Source organism: Frigoribacterium sp. R86507, from assembly GCF_044597695.1.
Lineage (GTDB): Bacteria > Actinomycetota > Actinomycetes > Actinomycetales > Microbacteriaceae > Frigoribacterium.
The window spans coordinates 1,093,579-1,114,556 of record NZ_CP139002.1; the positions used below are offsets into that span (position 1 = coordinate 1,093,579).

At 72.4% G+C, this 20,978-nt stretch carries 17 protein-coding genes; 8 read left to right on the top strand and 9 right to left on the bottom strand.

Annotation, left to right across the window (positions count from 1 at the left end):
- Positions 1 to 143 precede the first annotated feature (143 nt).
- Complete coding sequence (locus SJY14_RS05300) at positions 144 to 1,658, bottom strand: MFS transporter (protein WP_396599998.1); 1,515 nt, start codon at positions 1,656 to 1,658, stop codon at positions 144 to 146.
- Between the two features lie 249 nt (positions 1,659 to 1,907).
- On the opposite strand from SJY14_RS05300, the gene SJY14_RS05305 reads away from it, so the two are divergent.
- Positions 1,908 to 2,156: a glutaredoxin domain-containing protein gene (locus SJY14_RS05305; protein ID WP_043594734.1), complete on the top strand. Its 249-nt coding sequence runs from the start codon at positions 1,908 to 1,910 to the stop codon at positions 2,154 to 2,156.
- Between the two features lie 119 nt (positions 2,157 to 2,275).
- Here the strand turns inward: SJY14_RS05305 and SJY14_RS05310 are convergent, their stop codons facing one another.
- Positions 2,276 to 2,728: a DUF6314 family protein gene (locus SJY14_RS05310; protein ID WP_396599999.1), complete on the bottom strand. Its 453-nt coding sequence runs from the start codon at positions 2,726 to 2,728 to the stop codon at positions 2,276 to 2,278.
- Complete coding sequence (locus SJY14_RS05315; RefSeq protein WP_396600000.1) at positions 2,718 to 4,151, bottom strand: helix-turn-helix domain-containing protein; 1,434 nt, start codon at positions 4,149 to 4,151, stop codon at positions 2,718 to 2,720. The genes SJY14_RS05310 and SJY14_RS05315 overlap by 11 nt, the downstream gene beginning before the upstream one ends.
- 132 nt (positions 4,152 to 4,283) lie before the next feature.
- Between SJY14_RS05315 and SJY14_RS05320 the strand changes: the two genes are divergently transcribed.
- Both SJY14_RS05320 and SJY14_RS05325 read left to right on the top strand, forming a co-directional pair.
- On the top strand, positions 4,284 to 6,029 hold the full coding sequence (locus SJY14_RS05320; protein WP_396600001.1) for a glyceraldehyde-3-phosphate dehydrogenase: 1,746 nt from the start codon (positions 4,284 to 4,286) through the stop codon (positions 6,027 to 6,029).
- On the top strand, positions 6,026 to 8,092 hold the full coding sequence (locus SJY14_RS05325; protein ID WP_396600002.1) for a phosphoenolpyruvate carboxykinase (GTP): 2,067 nt from the start codon (positions 6,026 to 6,028) through the stop codon (positions 8,090 to 8,092). Before SJY14_RS05320 ends, SJY14_RS05325 begins: the two co-directional genes overlap by 4 nt.
- Positions 8,093 to 8,274: 182 nt before the next feature.
- On the opposite strand, the gene SJY14_RS05330 is transcribed toward SJY14_RS05325, so the two are convergent.
- From SJY14_RS05330 to SJY14_RS05340, 3 genes are all read right to left on the bottom strand, one after another.
- Entirely contained in the window at positions 8,275 to 9,315 is a 1,041-nt protein-coding gene (locus tag SJY14_RS05330) for a TerC family protein (RefSeq protein ID WP_396600003.1), read from the bottom strand.
- 195 nt (positions 9,316 to 9,510) lie between these two features.
- Positions 9,511 to 10,584, bottom strand: coding sequence for a citrulline utilization hydrolase CtlX (gene ctlX, locus SJY14_RS05335; RefSeq protein ID WP_396600004.1), 1,074 nt, complete (start codon positions 10,582 to 10,584; stop codon positions 9,511 to 9,513).
- A 53-nt stretch (positions 10,585 to 10,637) separates the two neighbouring features.
- On the bottom strand, positions 10,638 to 11,669 hold the full coding sequence (locus SJY14_RS05340; RefSeq protein ID WP_055974365.1) for an ornithine cyclodeaminase: 1,032 nt from the start codon (positions 11,667 to 11,669) through the stop codon (positions 10,638 to 10,640).
- A gap of 149 nt (positions 11,670 to 11,818) precedes the next feature.
- Here SJY14_RS05340 and SJY14_RS05345 point away from each other — a divergent pair, with 149 nt between their 5' ends.
- Positions 11,819 to 12,250 carry an Lrp/AsnC family transcriptional regulator gene (locus SJY14_RS05345; protein WP_054146944.1) on the top strand — a complete coding sequence of 144 codons (432 nt, stop codon included), beginning with the start codon at positions 11,819 to 11,821 and terminating at the stop codon, positions 12,248 to 12,250.
- A 99-nt stretch (positions 12,251 to 12,349) separates the two neighbouring features.
- Positions 12,350 to 13,666: a DUF418 domain-containing protein gene (locus SJY14_RS05350; RefSeq protein ID WP_396600005.1), complete on the top strand. Its 1,317-nt coding sequence runs from the start codon at positions 12,350 to 12,352 to the stop codon at positions 13,664 to 13,666.
- Between the two features lie 150 nt (positions 13,667 to 13,816).
- Here SJY14_RS05350 and SJY14_RS05355 read toward each other — a convergent pair whose 3' ends face one another.
- Entirely contained in the window at positions 13,817 to 14,785 is a 969-nt protein-coding gene (locus SJY14_RS05355) for an epimerase (protein ID WP_396600006.1), read from the bottom strand.
- Positions 14,786 to 14,879: 94 nt separating this feature from the next.
- On the opposite strand from SJY14_RS05355, the gene SJY14_RS05360 reads away from it, so the two are divergent.
- Complete coding sequence (locus tag SJY14_RS05360; protein WP_396600007.1) at positions 14,880 to 15,722, top strand: sulfurtransferase; 843 nt, start codon at positions 14,880 to 14,882, stop codon at positions 15,720 to 15,722.
- Between the two features lie 19 nt (positions 15,723 to 15,741).
- On the opposite strand, the gene SJY14_RS05365 is transcribed toward SJY14_RS05360, so the two are convergent.
- Both SJY14_RS05365 and SJY14_RS05370 read right to left on the bottom strand, forming a co-directional pair.
- Positions 15,742 to 15,948 carry a YegP family protein gene (locus SJY14_RS05365; RefSeq protein WP_396600008.1) on the bottom strand — a complete coding sequence of 69 codons (207 nt, stop codon included), beginning with the start codon at positions 15,946 to 15,948 and terminating at the stop codon, positions 15,742 to 15,744.
- Between the two features lie 329 nt (positions 15,949 to 16,277).
- A complete protein-coding gene (locus SJY14_RS05370; RefSeq protein WP_055974352.1) occupies positions 16,278 to 16,679 on the bottom strand; it encodes a hypothetical protein in 402 nt (133 codons plus the stop codon).
- Positions 16,680 to 16,953: 274 nt separating this feature from the next.
- Here SJY14_RS05370 and SJY14_RS05375 point away from each other — a divergent pair, with 274 nt between their 5' ends.
- Entirely contained in the window at positions 16,954 to 20,721 is a 3,768-nt protein-coding gene (locus SJY14_RS05375; protein ID WP_396600009.1) for an AAA family ATPase, read from the top strand.
- Positions 20,718 to 20,933 carry a hypothetical protein gene (locus tag SJY14_RS05380; protein WP_396600010.1) on the top strand — a complete coding sequence of 72 codons (216 nt, stop codon included), beginning with the start codon at positions 20,718 to 20,720 and terminating at the stop codon, positions 20,931 to 20,933. Before SJY14_RS05375 ends, SJY14_RS05380 begins: the two co-directional genes overlap by 4 nt.
- Positions 20,934 to 20,978 lie beyond the last annotated feature (45 nt).

The following is a 20,978-nucleotide window of genomic DNA, read 5'->3' on the forward strand; positions in this document are numbered from 1 at the left end:
TTTCGACAATAAAGCTTCTTGTTTGTCGAATGGAGTCCCCAGAGCAGGGGTGATTTCGTCCGCCTTGTGGGGGACATCGGGGTACAAGGGCGGACCGAGCGCGGGTCGCGGTGCCGAGGACGCGACCCGCGCCTCCTGGTGTCCTAGCGGCGGGGGCGACGCCCGCCTCGGCCCTGGCCGACGGTCGGGATCGACGTCGTGACGACCGCCACCGACGACGTGATGACCGCGAGCGACGAGGTCGACAGGTTCGCCTGGGCGTGACCGGTCCGCGGGAACCCACGTCGGCCCGCGACGATCACGACGAGGCTGATCGCGACGATCGCCGCGGCCGCGAACGGCACCGTGGCGAGGCCCGACATCCCGTAGACCTGACCGCCGATCGCGGCACCGGCGGCGATGCCGACGTTCGAGCCCGCGTTGATCAGTGCGCCGGCGATGTCCGGGCTGACCCCGCCCGTGCGGATCGCCGCGGCCATGAAGAGGGTGCCGGTCGTGCCGTTGGCGGCCATCCACAGGCCGGCGACGACGAAGGTGCCGACGAGTGAGCCGTGCACGAACGGCAGGGCCGCGAGGGCGCCGATCATCACGGCGACCGCGACGATCAGGGTCTGGCGAGGGGCCCGGTCGACGAACGCGCCGGCCGCGAGCAGGCCGACCACGCCCGTACCGCCGAGCACGAGCAGGGCGCCGCCGACGAGGTCCTCGCCGAGGCCGGCTCCCGTCAGGTACGGGCCGATGAAGGTGTAGACGACGTAGTGGCCGGCGAAGAGCATGAGGTCGGCCACGACCACGGCCAACAGTCCCGAGCGCGCCCACGACCGCACCGAACCGACGTGCGGCGACGACTCGCCCTGGACGTGCGGCAGGAACAGCGCGGCCACGACGGCCAGCACCGCGGTGGCGACGGCGACCGCACCCACGGCGGGACGCCAGCCGAGCTGGTCGCCGACCGTCGTCGCGAGCGGCACGCCCACGACGAAGCCCAGCGAGCTGCCCGAGTAGACGAACGCGATCGCGCGTCCGGCCAGGCGCGGCGGCACGATGCGCGTCGCGTAGGCCGACGCGACCGAGAAGAACAGGGCGTGCGCGATGCCGCCGACCACGCGGCCGGTCAGCAGCACGCCGAAGCTCGGCGCGAGCGCGACCATCAGGTTCGAGGCGGTGTAGCCGACCAGGGTCGTGACGAGCACGGCCTTGCGGGGGAACCGCGCGGTGGCCCAGGTGAGCGGCAGGGCGAGCGCGGCGACGGCCACGGCGTAGACCGTGACCACGACGCCCATGCGCGCCTCGCTCACGCCGAGGTCGGCGCTCATGGTCGAGAGCAGTCCGACCGGGCTCAGCTCGGTGGTGATCGCGAAGAACGTCGCCAGCCCGAGCACGGCGATTCCGACGACGCCCGAGGCGGTCAGGCGGTGCGGCTGGGGCGTGGGGCGGGTGTCGCGCGGGTGCCCGGTCGACGAGCGGCGGGGAGGCGCGGCGGCGGACGTGCCCGCGGCGGGCGTGCGCACGGCGGGCGTGCTCGAGGTCTCGGGCGGGCGTAGAAGGGTGTCGGTCACGGGATTGCCTCCGGGTCCGTGGCGCGTGCGCACGACGATGATCTCGTCGGGGGCATCGTGGACGTCGGCGGCCGACTCGTGGTCGACCCCGGTCTGCACGATGCAGCACACTCGTCGCGGGCCATGCTGCTGGCGGGTGGATTGGGGGGATTGCCACTCCACGACGAGGGCGCTCATCCAGTGTGACATGCCACCCCCCGGGGCTCGCAAGGCCCCCGAACGAGAAACCGAACGCCGTTCGCTCGCGGCGAGCGGCGAGCGGCGAGCGGGCGCTCGCCGCGGCCCGTCGAGGACGAGGAGGCGCGGGTGGCGTGCCCGCGCCCCGTCACCGCGCGTACCCTGGTCGCCATGAGCACCGACACCGCCCCCGACCGCATCCTGATGTTCGGCGCCGAGTGGTGCCGTGACTGCCGCCGCTCGAAGGCGCTGCTCGACCGCGAGGGCGTGGCCTACGACTACGTCGACCTCGAGGCCGTCGCCGACGGTGCCGATCGCGCCTACGCCGTCAGCGGTCGCACTCAGATCCCCGTCGTGGTGTTCCCCGACGGCAGCCACCTGGTCGAGCCGACCGACGCCGAGCTCGCCGCCAAGCTCTAGCTCGGCACCGCCGCGCCGCCGCCGGCCCTCCACCCGGCGCGCCGACCGCGACACCGCGCGCCGGCCCGCCACCCCGCCACGAGATAAACAACCCGCCACGCAAACGTGTGGCGGGTTGTTCACTTCGTGGCGGGATGCGTCGGCAGCCGCTCGTACGTCGTGAGCGCGTCGTACGACTTGGCCGGGCCGCGCACCGTCCACCGCTCCTCGAACGACACCGGCGAGAGCACCCGGGTCTCGACCAGGTAGCTGTCCGGTGCGCACGGGTGGTGCGCCTCCCAGGTCCCCGAGCGCAGGTCGAGGTCGACGAAGTGCCGGCCGTCGGCGAACCGCACGTCGAGCGAGCCGTCACCCCGGGCCGCGTAGCCGAGCCGCCGGGTGGCGGGCGTCCGCCGATCGGCCACGATCAGTTCGCCGGACTCGTCGTAGGTCGCCACGAGGTCGGAACCCGCCCGCGCCTCCTCGATCGTCGCCGTCCCGTCGAAGCGGGCGCGCTCGCCGGTGCGGTGGTCGTCGATCTCGCGCGTGACGGCCCACCGGCCGAGCAGCAGCGCGAGCGTCTCAGTCGGCATGCCGGTCGAGGAACTCGTAGACCTCGGTGTCCTCGACGCCGGGGAAGGTGCCGGACGGCAACGGTGCCAGCACGTGCGCGTGCAGGCGGGCGCTCGGCCACGCGGCGTCGCGCCACCTCGCCGTGAGCCCGGCCGAAGGGCGACGGCAACACGACTCGTCGGGGCAGGTCGAGGTCTCGCGACGCTCGGTGTCGCGTCCGCGGAACCACTTCGCGTCGGCGAACGGCACGCCCACCGTGATCGAGAACTCGTCGTGCTCGGTCGTGCCGGTCTGCGACGCCGACCAGAAGGTGCCGGCCGGGGTGTCGTCGTACTGGTAGTGCTCGGTGGTGCGGTTCGTCCGGGCGAAAGCCGTGCGCGCGGCCCAGTGACGGCAGACCAGCTGGCCCTCGACGGCCCCGGTGACGTCGGTCGGCAGGGGCAGCCCGTCGTTCTCGGCCGCCTTGGCGATCGCCCCGTCGCCCGTCACCCGCAGGAAGTGCATGCGGATGCCGAGGTGCGAGGTCAGCAGGTTGCTCATGCGCATCGCCGCCGCCTCGTGGGTGACGCCGAAGCCGTCGCGGAAGTCCTCGACCGAGAGGTCGCGCTGTGCCTTGGCCTTCTGCAGCGACTCGACCGCCGCACCGAGCGGCATGAGGCAGGCCGACGAGAAGTAGTTGATCTCGAGCCGTTGCTTGAGGAACTCGGCGTAGGTCGAGGGCCGTTCGTGGCCGAGCAGACGGTGCGCCATCGCCTGCAGGGCCAGCGCCCGCAGGCCGTGACCGCCCGGGATCGAGGCGGGTGGCAGGTAGATGCGCCCGTTGGCCAGGTCGATCACCGAGCGGGCCGAGTGCGGCAGGTCGGAGACGTGCATGATCTCGAGCCCCAGGCCGCGGGCCATGCGGCTCACGCTGCTGTGCGACAGGGCACCCGAGGTGTGGCCCACGGTGCGGAGCAGGTCGGCCGCCGCCTCCTCGACGTAGGGCAGGTGGGAGTCGCGCCCGCGCATCCAGAGCCGCAGTTCGGTGTTCGCCCGCCGCGCCTCCTCGGGGGTGGCGCTGGCCTCGCTGTGCCGACGGGCGAGCTCGCGGTGCAGCCCGAGGATCGTCTGCAGCACCGGCGTGCTCATGCCCTTGTTCGCCTTCACGTCGGGCAGGCCGAGCGACCGGTACAGCGTCCCGCGCTGCGCCTGAGCCAGCTCGATCTCGAGGGCCGCCCGCTCGCTCGGCGGCTCGGCGGCCAGCAGCGTCGCGAGGGGCACGTCGAGGGCCGTCGCCAGCGCCCGGACCAGCCCGATCTTGGGCTCGCGACGACCTGTCTCGATCAGCGACAGCTGGCTGGCACTGACCTCGACCCGCGCCGCGAGCTGGTCGAGGGTCAGGCCACGGGCCGTGCGGGCGTGCCGCACCGCCTGGCCGAGCAGCAGGGGGTCGGCATCGACCACGGGGCACCCCTCTCGGGCGGTCTTCTTTGACGATCGCGAAAGAACACCTGATCTTTACGCACCGGGCATCTGCAGATCAAGAGAGCGGGCCTCCATCGTGGAGAAGCACCCCTTTCGACGACGAGAGAAGAGATGATGGCACCGACCCCCACCGCCGCCCCGGAGCCGCTCGGCGACACCACCGCCCGGTACGACGACCGCCAGGCCGAGTGGGCCGGGCGCATGGCGCTCGCCGAGGCGATGATCCCGGTGATCGGTCGGCTGTGGCGCCGCGACGGCGTGGTCGTGTCGATCCACGGACGCAGCCTGCTCGACCGGTCGCCGGTCGGCGTGCTCAAGCTGCACCGCTTCGCCCGCCAGCTCGACGACCACGTGCTCGATTCCGCCGAGACCCTGGCGGTGCTGCAGCTGCTCGACGGCATCGAGCTCGGCCCGGCGTCGATCGACCTCGCCCGGCTGAGCGCTCGGCACCGGGCCGCCCGCGACGAGCAGCCAGTCCGGTCGTTCGTCGACGTCGTGCATGCCGAACTCGCCGACGTGGTCGGACGCCGGGGCGACGGCGGGCCCCCGCCCCGCGACGTCGTGCTCTACGGCTTCGGCCGCATCGGTCGGCTCGTCGCACGGCTGCTGATCGAGCACGCCGGCGACCGCGGCGGTGCGCGGCTCCGGGCGGTCGTCGTGCGTCGGGGCTCGGCCGACGACCTCGTCAAACGGGCCAGCCTGCTGCGCCGCGATTCGATCCACGGCCCGTTCGCGGGCACCATCGTCGTCGACGAGGCGGCCGACACGATCGTGGCGAACGGCACGACGATCCAGGTGATCTACTCGGACGACCCCGCGACGGTCGATTACGAGCGGTACGGCATCCGTGACGCGATCGTCGTCGACAACACGGGTCGGTGGCGCGACGAGCCGTCGCTGCGACGACACCTGGAGGCGCGGGGCACGTCGCGCGTGCTGCTCACGGCCCCCGGGAAGGGCGCCATCCCGAACGTCGTGTTCGGCGTGAACCACGAGACGGCAGGTGACGACGTCGTGGTCGCCGCGGCGTCCTGCACGACGAACGCGATCACGCCGGTGCTGGCCGTGCTGGACGACCGTTGGGGCGTCGAGTCGGGACACGTCGAGACCGTGCACGCGGTGACGAACGACCAGAACCTGACGGACAACTTCCACCCCGGTGACCGGCGGGGGCGGTCGGCTTCGCTCAACATGGTGCTCACCGAGACGGGGGCGGCGAAGGCCGTGGCCGAGGTGTTGCCGCAGCTCGCCGGGCGCCTGACCGGCAGTGCGATCCGCGTGCCCACGGCGGACGTCTCGGTCGCGGTGCTGAACCTGCGGCTGAGGACGCCCGTCGACCGTGACGAGCTCAACGCACACCTGCGTCGGGCCTCTCTCGACTCGCCCCTGCGCCGCCAGATCGACTACGTCGAGTCGCCCGAGGTCGCGTCGACGGACTTCGTCGGCTCGCGCCACGCGGGCGTCGTGGACGGGCTGGCGACGGTGGTGTCCGGGGACGGCGACGGCGACGAGGACGGGGGCGGCGACGGGGCGGGCGGCCACGGCTCGGGCCGCCCCGTCGTGCTCTACGTCTGGTACGACAACGAGTTCGGCTACAGCTGCCAGGTCGTCCGCCTGCTCGAGCACCTCGCCGGAGGAACGCCCCCGTCCCTGCCCCGTCCGGCCCGAGCCGCCTCCGGCTCGGCCGACGCGGCCGCACCCGCGACGCTCGACGTGTCCCGGACTACATCCCCCTCCCGGGCTGATCCGGTACGTACCGGATCAGGTGAAGAGGGAAGTACATCCCGGTCGGCGGCGGCGCCGCTGACCGAACCGACCGACGACCTGCTCGACCTGACCCTGGAGGCCACGCGATGATCACCACCCGACCCCTCGACCCCGGCGTCCTCGGCGACGCGACCCGCGCCTCCTCGAGCGACGCGACCCCCGCCTCCTCGGTCCCGCGCTCGGCGCCGAGCACCGACTGGGCACGGACCGCGCGCCGTCGCCACGTGCCCGCCCCGTCGTGGGCTCCCCGCGCCCTGGTCGCGTGGGTCGCCGAGCAGGTCGACCTGCTCGAACCCGACGGCGTGCAGTGGATCGACGGCTCGGACGCCGAGGCCGAGCGACTGACGGCCGACCTCGTCGCGAGCGGGGCGTTGATCCCGCTGAACTCCGATCTGCGTCCCGGCAGCTACCTCGCCCGGACCGACCCCGGCGACGTCGCCCGCGTCGAGGATCGCACCTTCATCTGCACGACCGATCCCGCGGGTGCCGGCCCGACCAACAACTGGCGCGAGGCCGGTGCCATGACGCGCGAACTCCGGCCGTACTTCGCCGGCTCGATGCGCGGACGCACGATGTTCGTCGTGCCGTTCAGCATGGGCCCGGTCGGCGGCCCGTTGTCGCAGCTCGGCGTGCAGCTGACCGACTCGGCCTACGCCGTGCTCAACCTGCGCATCATGGCGCGCGTCGGTTCCGAGCCGCTGGCCGCGTTCGGCGGCGCCGACGGAGACGTGCCGTTCGTGCGCGGCGTGCACAGCGTCGGCTACCCCCTGCGCGACGTCGACGGCACCGCGCGCGACGACGTGGCCTGGCCGTGCAACGAGACGAAGTACATCACCCAGTTCCCCGAGACGCGCGAGATCTGGTCGTTCGGCTCGGGCTACGGCGGCAACGCGCTGCTGGCCAAGAAGTGCTTCGCGCTGCGCATCGCGTCGACGATGGGGCGAGACGAGGGCTGGCTCGCCGAGCACATGCTGCTGATCAAGGTCACCAGCCCCGAGGGGCGGGCTCTCCACGTCGCCGCGGCGTTCCCGTCGGCCTGCGGCAAGACCAACCTCGCGATGATGCAGCCCACCCTGCCCGGCTGGCGCGTCGAGACCCTCGGCGACGACATCACCTGGATGAAGCCCGGCGCCGACGGCCGTCTGTGGGCGATGAACCCCGAGACCGGGTTCTTCGGGGTCGCCCCCGGCACGGGTGAGGCGTCGAACCCGATCGCCGTCCGCACCCTGCACGCGAACACGATCTTCACGAACGTGGCGCTGACCGACGACGGCGACGTCTGGTGGGAGGGGCTGACCGACGAGGCGCCCGAGCACCTGACCGACTGGCAGGGGAACGACTGGACCCGCGCCTCCTCGTCCCCGGCCGCCCACCCGAACTCCCGCTTCACCGCGCCGGCCGAGCAGTGCCCGTCGCTCAGTCCCGACTGGGACGCGTTCGACGGCGTGCCGCTCGACGCGATCGTCTTCGGCGGGCGACGGGCGACGAACGTGCCGCTGGTGACCGAGGCGCGATCGTGGCAGCACGGCGTGTTCGTGGGCGCGACGGTGGCGTCCGAGCAGACCGCGGCGGCCGAGGGCGTCGTCGGCGAGCTGCGGCGCGACCCGTTCGCCATGCTGCCGTTCTGCGGCTACGACATGGGCGACTACTTCGCGCACTGGCTGCGGCTCGGGGCGGAGCTCGGCGACCGGGCGCCGCGGGTGTTCCAGGTCAACTGGTTCCGCAAGGGTGCCGACGGCTCGTTCCTCTGGCCAGGCTTCGGCGAGAACTCGCGGGTGATCGCCTGGATCGCGGGTCGCCTGGCGGGCAGCGCCGACGCCGTCGAGACGCCGCTCGGCCTCGCCCCCGCGCCGGGAGCCCTCGACCTGACCGGTCTCGACCTCACCGAGGAGGCGCTGGCCGAGTCGTTCGCGGTCCCCCCGGACGCCTGGCTCGCCGAGTGCGACCTCACCGCCGAGTTCTTCGACCGCTTCGGGTCGACCCTGCCGGACGCGCTGCGCCACGAGCTGGCCGCCCTGCGCGCCCGACTCGAGGCCGCCGCTGCCGCTGTCGTGCCGACCGCACGTGCGGCCGGGCCGACCGCCGGTGCTGCCGCGCCGACCGCGGACGCGGCCGGGCCGACCGCGGGCGCAGCAGGCACGCCGGCTGGCTGACGGGGCCGACGACTCCCGCCGCCCGTGATCAGCGGGTGACGGGCCCGGGGGCTCCGCGTCGTGGGGACGCGGAGCCCTCAACACGACACCGCACCGCGCTTCGTGCACCGCACCCGGACTAGTCGGGGTGCCGTGCACGAAACGCGGTGCGGGGCGTCGTCGGGCCGGCCCGACGCCGAGGCCTAGTGGCGAGTCGGGTCGTCCGAGTCCTTGGCGACCGTGACCTTCTCGCCGTCGATCTGGTCGCGCTTGGCCTTCTCGGCGTCGCCGCGGGTCTTGGCGAGGCTGGCGACCGTGGCGACCGTGATGGTGGCGCCGATGAAGAGCAGCGAGAACCAGATCGGGATCTCGGGCACCCAGAGCAGCGGTTCGCCGCCGTTGATGAACGGCACCTCGTTGACGTGCAGGGCGTGGAAGACGAGCTTCACGCCGATGAACGCGAGGATGATCGCAAGACCCTGCGACAGGTAGACGAGACGCTCGAGCAGTCCACCGATCAGGAAGTACAGCTGGCGCAGACCCATCAGGGCGAAGGCGTTGGCGGTGAAGACGATGTACGCCTCGTTGGTGAGCCCGTAGATCGCGGGGATCGAGTCGAGGGCGAACACCAGGTCGACGAAGCCGATCGCGATGACGCAGAGCAGCAGCGGCGTGACGAAGCGCTTGCCGCCCTTCTTGACCGTGAACTTGTCCTCGTGGAACTCGTCGTCGACGGGCAGCACGCGGCGGGCGATCTTGACGAAGGCGTTGTCGGCCGCGTTGCCGCCGTGGTCGCCCTTGATCTGCTGGTAGGCCAGCACGAAGAGCAGGGCGCCGAAGAGGTAGAAGACCCACGAGAAGTTCTCGATCAGGGCGGCGCCGGCGGCGATGAAGCCGGCGCGCATGATCAGCGCGATGACGATGCCGATCATCAGCACCTTCTGCTGGTACATGCGCGGCACGGCGAACCCGGTCATGATCAGCAGGAAGACGAACAGGTTGTCGATCGAGAGCGCCTTCTCGGTGAGGTAGCCGGCGAAGTACTCGCCACCGAAGCCCCAGCCGCTGACGAATCCGATGCCGACGCCGAAGAGCAGCGCGAGACCGATGTAGAACGCCGACCAGCGGGCGGACTCGCCGATTGTCGGCTCGTGCGGCTTGCGCACGTGGGTGAAGAACTCGAACACGAAGAACGCGATGGTGACGGCGATCGTGATGAGCCAGGTGGTCAGTGAGACGTCCACGGGGATGCTCCGGGTGGGTCGGGCTGATGAGGCGGGTCGGGCTGCGCGGCGCGATCGGTCGAACAGCGGAGAAGGCTCCTGAGAAGACGGTACGTGGGGGTCCGCTGGGGGCGTGCCCTCAAGCGACCGTGACAGTGCTGAGAAGCTGCAGTGCGTGCAAGGCTCTCACCCCGTCAGCAAGGCGTCATCAAGGCGTCATCCAGGCGGCAACGGCGCCAGAGGCGGCGGCCGCCGCGGCAGGTGCACCCCGGCCAACATGCAGCGCACCGACCCGCCGGCCAGCTCGATCGTGGGCACCTCCAGCGGCAAGGGTCGGGCGTGCCGCGAGATCGTCCGGCGCTGCGTCGGCGTCAGGGACGCCCACCCGCGTGCCGAGATCGCCAGCACGGGCCCGTCGGCCCCCTGCAGTTCGAGCGCGTTGCCGGCGAACTCGCCGAGCTGGGCGCGGGTCAGGGCGACCACCTCGCGTCCGGAGGCCGACAGGCGCTCGGCCACGCGCCTCCGTTCGCTCGTCGACTCGATCGACTCGAGGCCGACCAGGGCGAACCGCGACGCCACGCATATCATGACGTTCGTGTGGTAGATCGGCACGCCCGTCGCGTCGGTCGCGGTGAAGGTCAGGGGCTCGTGGCCGAGGTCGGAGCAGACGCGGGCGACGGCCGCCCGGTCGGCGCGGTGCGAGAGCGCGACGTAGGCGACGCGCTCGACGTGGTCGAGGACGAGCGCGCCGGTGCCCTCGACGACGATCCCACGCCGTTCGAGCGGCGAGTGGTCGAGCACCTCGGTCACGAGGTACCGCTCGCGCAGCAGGCCGACGACGTCCGTGCGTCGCTCGCTGCGGCGGTTCGGCGAGTGCATCGGGTACAGCACCACCCGGCCGTCGACGTGCGTCGAGAACCAGTTGTTCGGGAACACCCCGTCGGGCCGGTCGGTCCGCTCGTCGTCGACGAGGTGCACCGTGACGCCCGCCGCGCGCAGTGCCTCGGCCGCCCGGGTCACCTCGTCGAACGCGCGCGCCGCGAGCTCGACCCGGGTCGCGTCGACGTCGGCCGGGTCAGTCTGGAACGCGTTGTCGGCCGCGGTCTGCGGGTTCGGCGTGAAGTGGTGCGGCCGCACCATGACGACCGCGGCGGGGGACTGGACGGTCGTCCGCGCCTCCTCGTGAGCGCTTCGGGCGCGCGAGGAAGCGCGGAGTGCGGGGGGCGCCGTCGTCGCCACGACGGTCGAGGGCGGCGAGGAGGCGCAGGGCGGGGGAGCGAGGGTCGTCACGACGGTCTCGGCGCGGTTCGTGCGGCGGGTGCCGGTCCGGGGTGGCCGACGACTCAGACGCCGACGGGCCGACGGGCGGCGACGAGGCCGAACAGGTCCTTCGGGTCGTCGGGATCGGCGACGAGGTCGATCTCGACGGCGTAGTCGGTGCCCACGACGTCCTCGCGCAGGTACTTCAGGGCGCAGACGTCCTCGATGGCGAAGCCGACCGAGTCGAAGATCGTGATCTGCTCGTCGCTCGTGCGCCCGGGGCGCTGCCCGGCGACGACCTGCCACAGCTCGGTCACGGCGAAGTCGGCGGGCTGGTGCTGGATCTCGCCCTCGACGCGCGTCTGCTCGGGGTACTCGACGAAGACGTCGGCCCGGCGGAGCGTCGCGGGGTCGAGCTCGGTCTTGCCCGGGCAGTCGCCGCCGATCGCGTTGACGTGCACGCCGGGGCGGACGGCCTCGTCGGGCAGCACGACCGCGTTCTGCTTGTCGGCCGTGCAGGTCGTGATGACGTCGGCGCCGTCGGCCGCCTCGCCGGGGCTCGCGCACACCGTGATGTCGAACCCGAGCGGCTCGAGGTTGCGGACGAACTTCGCGGTGGCGCGGGGGTCGACGTCGAACACGCGGACCGTCTCGAGTCCGAGGGAGGCGCGCATCGCCAGGGCCTGGAACTCGGCCTGCGAGCCGGCACCGATCAGGGCGAGCACGCGCGAGTCGGCCCGGGCGAGGCGCTTGGCGGCCATGGCGCTCGTGGCGGCGGTGCGGAGCGCCGTGAGGATCGTCATCTCGGCGAGGAAGGTCGGGTAGCCCGTGTCGACGTCGGCGAGCACGCCGAACGCGGTGACGGTCTGGTAGCCGCGGCCGGGGTTCGACGGGTGGCCGTTCACGTACTTGAAGCCGTAGGTCTCGCTGTCGCTGGCGGGCATCAGCTCGATGACGCCGATGGGGCTGTGCGAGGCGACGCGGGGCGACTTGTCGAAGGCGGGCCACCGGGCGAAGTCGCGCTCGAGGGCGGTCACCATGCCGCTGGTGATCGGGCCGACGCCACGGTCGGTGACCCATCGGATCATGTTCTGCACGTCCACGAAGCGCACCACGGCGACCTCCTCCTGCTCGGCCCGGCTCGGTCGTCGCGTCCGGGTGGCACCACGCTAGGACTGGGCGATGTGCAGCCACAATCACCATCGAGCGCCATTTCGCACGTTCGATCACCCGGTCTGCGTACTCGTGCTGTACGTTTCGGGTCATGGCGGATCTCGACGAACTGGACCGGCGCCTCCTGGCCGCCCTGCGGGTCGACGCGCGCGAGTCGGCGGCGAGCCTCGCGCGACGGTTGGGCGTGACGCGGGCGACGATCACCTCGCGGCTCGACCGGCTCGAGGCGACGGGCACGGTGCTCGGCTACACCGTGCGGGTGCGTGAGGCCGACGACCCCGACCTGATCCGCGCCATCGGCTTCATCGAGATCGAGGGCCGGTCGACGGACCACGTCATCCGGCAGCTGCGGGGCTTCCCCGAGGTGGCGTCGCTCCACACGACGAACGGCGGCTGGGACCTCGTCGCCGAGCTGCGCACGTCGTCGCTCGGCGAGTTCGACCGGGTCCTGGCGCGCATCCGCAGCGTCGAGGGCGTCGTCAACAGCGAGACGAGCCTGCTGCTCAGCTCCGTCCTCCGCTGACCCGGTGCCCGCCCGGCGGCCGTCGCGTCCCCTGTCGAAGCTGCCCGGTCCACCGAGCGAAGGAGGCGCGGGCCGGCGCCCTGAGGCACCCTGGACAGGGTGAGCCCCGCGTCCGAACCCCTGCCGTCCTCCGCCCCGCCCGAGCTCCGCGTCGACCCGGCCCCTGTCGCTGTCGCGTACAGCGGCCCGACCCGCTCCGAGGAGCGCCTGCTCGCCCCCGACCTGGCCCGGGGTCTGGCCCTGCTCGGCATCGCCCTCGCGAACTGCGTGTACTACATCGGCGGCCGCGACCTGGGCCCGTTGGCCCGGCCGGTCGACGGCACCGCGGGGGATCGTGTCGTCGACGTGCTCGTCGGCCTCCTCGTGGACAACCGCGCCTTCCCGCTGTTCACGATCCTCTTCGCGTACGGCTTCACCGTGATGATCCGGCGCCAGGCGGCACGGGGTGTGCCGTACGGCAGGGCGCGATCCCTGTTGCTACGTCGCAGCCTCTGGTTGGCGGTCTTCGGCGCCGCCCACGTCGTCCTCCTGTTCGAGGGCGACATCCTGCTGAGCTACGGCTGCCTCGGCATCGTCCTCGCGCTGCTCTTCGCGGCCCGGGACACGACGTTGACGGTGCTGGGTTGGTCGCTCGCGGTCGTCTTCGTCGTCACGGCCGGCTTCGACGGGCTGCCGCAGGGGTCACTGGACGCCGGCCTGCCCGGCCTCGATCCGGGCACGTTCCTCGGTGCGCTGCTCTGGCGCGTGGTGGCCCTGCTCGCGCTCGTGTTGGGTGCCCCCTTCGTGGCGGCGACCTTCGTGCCGCTCGCCGTCATCGGCACCCTGCTCGGCCGCCGTCAGGTGCTCGAGCGCCCCGTCGAGAACCTCGGCCTGTTCCGTCGTCTCACGCTCGTCGGCCTCCCGGCCGGCGTGCTCGGCGCGGTGCCCCTCGTGCTCGCCGCCGTCCAGGTCTGGCAGCCGCCGTGGTGGGCGCTCTACCTCCTGGGCATCCTGCACGGGGTCAGCGGCGTCGCGGGCGCCCTGGGCTTCTTCGGCGCGGTCGGTTGGTTCGTCGCGAACCGCACCCGCGCCTCCTCGGCCGCGACCGGCCCGGTCGTCACCGGCCCTGTCGTCACCGGCCCGGTCGTCACCGGCCCGGTGGTGCGGGCCCTGGCGGCCGTGGGCCGGCGCTCGCTGACCTGCTACCTCCTGCAGTCGGTGCTGTTCGTCCCCCTGCTCGCTCCGTGGGCCCTCGGGCTCGGTGTCGGGGCGGGCACCCTCCGGGTCAGTCTGATCGCCGTCGGCGTCTGGCTCGTGACCGTCGTCGTGGCGGTCGCCCTCGAGCGAGCGGGGCGTGACGGCCCCGCCGAGTGGTTGCTCCGCCGCCTCAGCTACGGCCGCAGACCTGAGCCCCTGCCGGTCCGGCTCTCGGGCTGATCCGGTCCGTACCGGATCGACGACACCGCGACGCCCGCCGCCGGTGCGGTGCCGCGCGATCGAGGTCGGGCGAGCGGAGGAGGCGCGGGCCGGCTCCCCGAGGCGCCCGCGACCAGGCGCCCGAGACCAGGCGCCCGAGACCCGCCGCGCTCAGACCGCGCCGCGCCTCCCGGCGACGATGTTCTTCAGGGCCTCGTCGAGGTGCGGGTGGACGAACTCGTACCCGCTGTCGACGAGGCGCTCGGGCAGCACCCACCGGCTCTTGAGCACGAGCTCGGTCTCGGTGCGCAGGACGGCGGTGCCGAGTTCGAGCATCCAGCGCCAGGCGGGCAGGCCGAACGGCACGCCGAGGACGCGGCGCAGGGTGCGCATCACGGTGCGGTTGTCGCTCGGGTTCGGCGACGACAGGTTGAGCACGCCGTCGACCGACTCGTCGTCGCGGGCGAACCGGATCGCCCCGAGCACGTCGTCGACGTGGATCCAGCTGAACTTCTGCCGCCCACCGCCACGACCCTCGTGGTGGTACGTGCCCGCTGCGAGTCGTGCCCGGGTGGCAGGCCAGGGGCCGTCGAGCTGCGGCCCGCCGAGACCCGCCCGCACGAGGTTCATCAGCGGGACGAGCGAGCTGCCGTCGCCCAGCACGATCGCCATGCGCAGGGCGACGCGGCGGGTGGCGGGCAGCTCGCCCGAGAAGAACTCGGCCTCCCACGCCGTCGCGACGTCGACCGAGAACCCGGAGCCGATCTCGCCGCCCGACTCGGTCATCGGGCGGTCCTCGGCGTGCCGGTAGATGGTCGCCGTCGACGAGTTCATCCAGACCCGAGGAGGCGCGGTGCACGCGAGCACCGCCTCCTTCAGTTCGCGCGTGGTCTCGACGCGCGAGCGCACGATCTCGGCGCGGTTCTCGGGGTCGTAGCGGCAGTTCACGCTCTTGCCGGCGAGGTTGACGAGCAGGTCGGCCCCGTCGAGCAGCGCGGTGATGGCGGCGGTGTCGCCCCACGAGGCGTCGGGTCCGTGCCGGCCGATCAGGCTGACGCGCGCGCCCTCGGCGCGGAACGCGGCGGCGAGGTGCTGCCCGATGAAGCCGCTGGCCCCGGCGAGGACGATGTGGTCGGTCATGGGGCTCACGCTAGGGGACCGACCGGTCTCCGGCCGCCCGATCCTTCGACGTCGAGAAGTCCTCACCTGTGGGGTGCCCGTTAGCCTCGTCGGCATGAACCATCCCCTGGTGACCGCCGCCGAGCTCGACGCGACCCTGACGGGTGGGGGAGCGGTGCGCCTGCTCGACGTCCGGTGGCGGCTCGACCGGCCGGACGGCCGTCCCGCCCACCGCGAGGGGCACCTGCCCGGCGCGGTCTACGTCGACCTCGACTCCGAGCTCGCCCGGCACGGCGAACCCGTCGAGGGTCGGCATCCGCTGCCCGACCGGGCCGACCTGCAGGCCGCCGCCCGGCGGTGGGGGCTCCGCGACGGCGACGCCGTCGTCGTCTACGACGACCTCGGCGGACAGTCGGCGGCTCGCGCGTGGTGGCTGCTGCGGGCCTCGGGCATCGCCGACGTGCGTCTGCTCGACGGGGGACTCGCGGCCTGGACGGACGCGGGCCTGCCCCTCGAGCAGGGCGACGCGGAGGTCGTGCCCGGCGACGTCACCCTCGGCGACGACCCGTGGCCCGTGATCGACGCCGACGCGGCAGCCGCCTGGCCGGGCACCGGCGTGCTGGTCGACAGTCGGGCCGCCGAGCGCTATCGCGGCGACGTCGAGCCGGTCGACCCGCGGGCCGGTCACGTCCCGGGTGCCGTCAACCTGCCCACGGCGGGCAACCTCGACTCCACGGGTCGGTTCGTCGACGCCACCGCGCTGCGCGCCCGGTTCGAGGAGGCGGGGGTCACCCCGGCCACGCCCCTGGCCGTCTACTGCGGGTCGGGGATCACCGCGGCCCACAACGCCCTGGCCGCGACGATCGCCGGGTTCGACCCCGTGCTCTTCGCCGGTTCGTGGAGCGCCTGGTCGAACGACCCCACGCGCCCCGTCGCCACCGGCGGCCGCCCCGGGTGACCGAGGGGTGGGGCCGTGGTCAGTCGGCGTGGCCCGGGACGGGGACGTCCGTCCGGTCGTCGACCACGGCGTCGACGGCCGTCCGACGCAGGGCGTCGATGCCGTTCATCGCCGAGCCCTTCTGCTTGTAGCCCCCGGACGAGGCGAGGACCTCGCCGTTGCCCGTCGTCAGGTCGAAGCGGTACTCGCCCGAGGCGTCCTGGGTGACGACGAAGGTGCCTGCCATGTGGGTCCCCTTGCAGGAAGTGGTGCGCGCGCTCTGCGTGGCGACAGCATAGGGCCGCACCCCGACCGAGGGGCGCCCTGCGTCGCCGAGCCGACCTGCGCCTCCCCGCCGTTGATCACGCCGACCGTTTGACATGTGAAATGCAACATGGCATGCTGGACGAGTCGGTGCGGCCGCCCGAGAGTCTCGTTCCCCCCTCCGAGACCGGGCGGTCGCGCCGGTCCGTCTCGATCGTGCATCGAGCAGACGAGAGCGCCCGGCCCCGGATGGCAGTCGCGGGGTCGGGCGCTCTCGTCGTTCCCGGGTGGCGGCCCGGCACAAGTGCCGCGTCAGTCGGCCAGCAGGACCGCCATGGCGCTCTTCAGGGCCTCGCGGTCGCGACGCAGCTTGGCGACCTCGGCCTCGAGTTCGGCGACGCGCTCGGCCGTGGCGGCCGATCCCGAACCCGGGGGCCGACCCCGGCGCGGGGCTGCCGCGGTCGAGGGGGCGGCCTCGTCGTCGTCCGAGGTGACGTCGAGTTCTTTCTCGACCGCGTCGTCGGGTGCCGGCGTCGGGGCGATCGACCGCTCGTGGGCCCGGATCCACCCGCGCAGGGACTGCTCACCGACCTCGAACTCGGACGCCGTCTCGCGGATGATCGCCCGGTTGCCCGGCTCGGCCTCGCGACGTTCGAGCACCCGGGCGAGCGACTTCTCTCGCGTCTCGTCGCTGTACTTCTGTTCGAAAGGCATGTGCGCTCCTGATGTCGAGACACGGTGTCGTGTCGGCTCATTGAATAGCCCCCGTGATGACCGTACTGTACGTTGACGTGGTGGCGCACGGTTATGACGACAACTCACGTAACCGTCCGTGTCGCGCATCATGACGAATGCTGTAACACGACCACGGATCGGCATCGGGTGTCGCCGAGTGGCCCACCGACGTGTGGGCGGCCCACCGTGACGACTCGCGGCGGAACCGCCCGTCCTCCGGGTGTTGTCGGGGCGGACCGCTTAAGGTGTCAGGGTGTGGCGAGCCGACAGACAGCATGACAACGACGACGACGAGAACGACTCCGTCGCCGTCCCGACCGGCGCGCCCACGGGCGTGATCACACCCCATGCCGTCAGCCTCGGTCACCCGGGGCAGTCCCTGGGCAACGTGGCCGAGCCCGTCTGGAACACCTGGCGCGAGTCCCTGCGACGGGTCGGCGGCCCCTCCACGCTGCTGCACTTCGGTGACTCGCAGCGGTCCCGCATCGAGCTGAGCACGACCCATCCCGGTGGCCTCGCCCAGTTCATCACGGGCAAGACGACCCTGCTCTCCAGCCTGATCCGTGACGACCTCGCCCTGCGCACGGCCCGCGCCGCGGCCGGCGAGATCGCCGCGAAGGGGCTCGAGCTCAGCACGGTCCGCGGCATCGATGCCGTGCACCTGGCCATCGGCGTCGCCGCCTGGTCCTTCGCCGGAGAAGACTTCCGGGCCCCCGTGTTGCTGCGCCCGTTGGCGATCCGGCGCCACGGGCGTGACTTCGAGGTCAAGCTGCTCGGCGAGCCCTTCCTCAACCCGGCGCTGGTCGACGCCCTGCACGACCAGTTCGGCATCACGCTCGACGCCGAGTCCTTCGTCTCCCTCGCCAGTCGAGAGGGGTCGTTCACGCCGAACCCGGTCATCGACCGCCTCCGCGGGCTGACCGCCCACCTCGAGTGGTTCACGGTCCAGCCGCGACTCGTGGTCTCGACCTTCGCCGAGGTCTCGACCGAGATGGCCCTCGACGCCCGCGAGCTGGGGCACCCCGTGCTCGACGCGCTCGCCGGCAACCCGATGGCCATCCGCCAGGTCGAAGAGGCCTATCGTCCGACCACGGCGACGCCGCAGGACGAGCGCAGCCCCGAGACCGACACCTTGTTGCTCGACGCCGACCCCGAGCAAGAGAACGTCGTGGCGCAGATCGCCGCCGGCAACTCGGTCGTCGTCAAGACCCTGCCGGGCACCGGTGGCACCCAGACCATTGTCAACGCGGTCGGCCGTCTCGTGTCGCAGAACAAGCGCGTCCTGGTGGTGAGCGCCCGCCGGGCGACGCTGCGGGGCATCACGAGTCGTCTCGCCGACGTCGGCCTGCCGGGTGTCGCCGTCAGCCCGACCACGCTGCGCCGCGACGTGATCCGGTCGATCTCCCGCAACGAGAAGGCCACCCACCCTCAGATGGGAGAAGTCGACGACGCCCTCGTGCGCCTCCGGAAGGTGCTCGTCGACTACCGTGGCGCACTCAGCCGTCGGGACCCCGAGCTCGGCGTCTCGGTGCTCGACTGCCTCACCGAGCTCTCGCGGCTGGCCCTGCTGCCCGCCGCCCCGGCGACCACGGCCCGCCTCAGCCGCCGCAGCATCGCCGCCATGGTCGACGGCCGTGGGCGGGTGGCCGAGACGATGGTCGGTGCCGCCAACCTGGGCGAGTTCAAGTACGGCCCGGGCGACTCGCCCTGGTACGGCGCCCGCTTCACCGAGAGCGTCGGAGCCGGTGACGCGCACCAGCTCGCCAAGAACCTGCACCACCGCGACCTGCCCCGCCTCCTCGAGCGCGCGGAAGAGGTCATCGGCAGCACCCGCATGCGCCCGTTCGAGAGTGTCTCCGAGCTCGGCGTCTACCTGCGCCTGCTCACCGAGATCCGCGACACCCTCGACAAGTTCATGCCCGTGGTGTTCGACCGTTCGGTCGCCGAACTCGTCGCCGCGACGGCGCCCAAGCGCGAGGCGCCCGACATGTCGAGCGCCAACCGTCGTCGGCTCAAGAAGCTCGCCCGCGAGTACGTGCGACCCGGCGTCCACATCGCCGACCTGCACGGCGCCCTCCAGCGCATCCAGCAGCAACGCGTCGTGTGGCAGCGCTACGTGTCGGCCGGCACCCCGCCCGAGGTCCCCACGGGCATCGCCGACACGCACGTGCTGCACCAGCAGGTGTCGCAAGACCTCGAACGACTCGACGGCCCCCTGGGCCTGACGGGCGACGACGGGCTGACCGAGATCGGCATCGTCGAGCTGCAGCAGCGGCTCGAGGCCCTCGCCGCCGAGAGCGACGTCCTGCAGAACCTGCAGGAGCGCACCGAGCTCATGACGACCCTGCGCGATCTCGAACTGACCCCGCTCATCACCGACCTGGCCAACCGCCACGTGCCGGAGCACCAGGTCGCCGCCGAGCTCGAGCTCGCCTGGTGGCGCTCGGCACTCGAGTCGTTGCTCGAGGCCGACCGTGCCCTGCTCGGCGCCAACACCGCGATGCTCGACCGGCTCGAGGCCGACTTCCGCCTCGTCGACGAGGCCCACGCCGCGGGCAGCGCCCAGCTGCTCGCGTGGCTGCTGGCCGAGAACTGGAAGATCGGGTTGGTCGACTGGCCCGAAGAGGCCTCGGCCCTCAAGGGGCTGTTGCGTCAGGGCCACCTGACCGCCCGTCTGCTGCACGACGCGGCCCCGCACCTGTCCCGGGCCATCGCACCCGTCTGGGTCGCGTCACCGTACGAGGTCCACACCATCGCCGACACGGTGCCGTTCGACACGGTCGTGCTCGTCGACGCCGGCGCCACGACCCTGGCCGAGAACGTCGGGGCGATCCGTCGCGGCAAACAGACCGTGGCCTTCGGCGACCCCGTGACCCAGACGCCGTCGGAGTTCGACATCGGCGTCGTGCCGGGCAAACCGCCCGTCGACGCCGACGAAGAGGCCCTGGCCGCGTCCCATTCCGAAAGTGCCCTCGCGCGCCTCGCGACCCTGCTCCCCACGCTCTCCCTCACGCGCAGCTACCGTGCCGGCGGAGAAGACCTCGCCGAGCTCGTCAACCGTCGTTTCTACGGCGGGCGCATCGAGTCCCTGCCCTGGGCGGGCAGCTTCCTCGGCCACGGCAGCATCGCGCTCGACTACGTCTCGGGCGGCACCGCCGTCCCCGACCCCGAGTCCGGCGCCGTCGAGAGCGTCGACGCCGAGGTCGATCGCGTCGTGTCCCTCGTCCTCGAGCACGCCCGCACGCGTCCGAGCGAGTCGCTCATGGTGCTGACGGCGTCGGCCAAGCACGCCATCCGCGTGCAGCAGGCCGTCCTCACCGCGGTCTCGGGCCACAAAGACCTGACCGAGTTCGTCGTGGGCGACCGCAGCGAACCGTTCATGATCGCCACCCTCGAGCAGAGCGTCGCGCAGAGCCGTGATCACGTCGTGTTCTCGATCGGCTACGGCCGCACCCCGCACGGCCGCGTGCTGAGCGACTTCGGTCCGCTCGGCCAGCCAGGTGGCGAGCGACTGCTGGCCGTCGCCATGACGCGTGCGCGTCGCTCGATGGTCATCGTGACCTGCTTCCAACCGGGCGACATCGACTCGAGTCGCATGGGTCACGGGACGGTCGCGCTCAGCGAGATCCTCACCGAGGTGCAGGCCCGGACGTCGGCCGAGCACGTCCCCGACGACAGCGAGCCCATGCTCGTCGACCTGGCCCGCCGGCTCGAGGTCAAGGGCATCCCCGTCGCGCTCGGCCACCGGGGCAAGCTCGGACTCGTGGCCGCCCACGACGGCGTCTGCGTCACGATCGAGACCGACACGACGCTCTCGCGCACCAGCCTGCGCGAGTCGCTGCGTTCACGTCCCGAGGTGCTGCGGCGGCTCGGCTGGCACTACATCCGCGTGCACGCGTTCCAGCTCTTCACCGATCCCGACGCCGTCGCCGAGCGCGTCGCCGAGGTGCTCGGCATCGGTGACTCGCACACGCACGAGGTGCCGGCCCTGTCGGCCAGCCAGCACGTCAACCGTCGATGACCGCAGGAGGCGCGGCGTCCGACGGCGACGCCCCTCACGAGTTCGAGTCGGTCGAGCAGCGCCCCCTGGTGGTGCGTCGACGGGCCGGGCGTCGTGTGACCACCGATCCGGTGCCGGGCAGCGACCCGACTCCCGCGCCCGAACCCGGTCGGCAGGGCTCGAGCGAGAACGACCAGCGACTGCGTGCCGACGTCCCTCCGCACTGGGGCTGAGTCGACGCCCTCCGGGACGCGAAGAACCCGCCACGAGATCTCTCG

Bases quoted from the DNA above. Each gene is read 5' to 3' on its own strand.
- SJY14_RS05305 (WP_043594734.1), top strand. From the start codon at position 1,908: ATGAGCACCGACACCGCCCCCGACCGCATCCTGATGTTCGGCGCCGAG.
- SJY14_RS05310 (WP_396599999.1), bottom strand. From the start codon at position 2,728: ATGCCGACTGAGACGCTCGCGCTGCTGCTCGGCCGGTGGGCCGTCACG.
- SJY14_RS05320 (WP_396600001.1), top strand. From the start codon at position 4,284: ATGATGGCACCGACCCCCACCGCCGCCCCGGAGCCGCTCGGCGACACC.
- SJY14_RS05325 (WP_396600002.1), top strand. From the start codon at position 6,026: ATGATCACCACCCGACCCCTCGACCCCGGCGTCCTCGGCGACGCGACC.
- SJY14_RS05345 (WP_054146944.1), top strand. From the start codon at position 11,819: ATGGCGGATCTCGACGAACTGGACCGGCGCCTCCTGGCCGCCCTGCGG.
- SJY14_RS05355 (WP_396600006.1), bottom strand. From the start codon at position 14,785: ATGACCGACCACATCGTCCTCGCCGGGGCCAGCGGCTTCATCGGGCAG.
- SJY14_RS05360 (WP_396600007.1), top strand. From the start codon at position 14,880: ATGAACCATCCCCTGGTGACCGCCGCCGAGCTCGACGCGACCCTGACG.
- SJY14_RS05365 (WP_396600008.1), bottom strand. From the start codon at position 15,948: ATGGCAGGCACCTTCGTCGTCACCCAGGACGCCTCGGGCGAGTACCGC.
- SJY14_RS05370 (WP_055974352.1), bottom strand. From the start codon at position 16,679: ATGCCTTTCGAACAGAAGTACAGCGACGAGACGCGAGAGAAGTCGCTC.
- SJY14_RS05380 (WP_396600010.1), top strand. From the start codon at position 20,718: ATGACCGCAGGAGGCGCGGCGTCCGACGGCGACGCCCCTCACGAGTTC.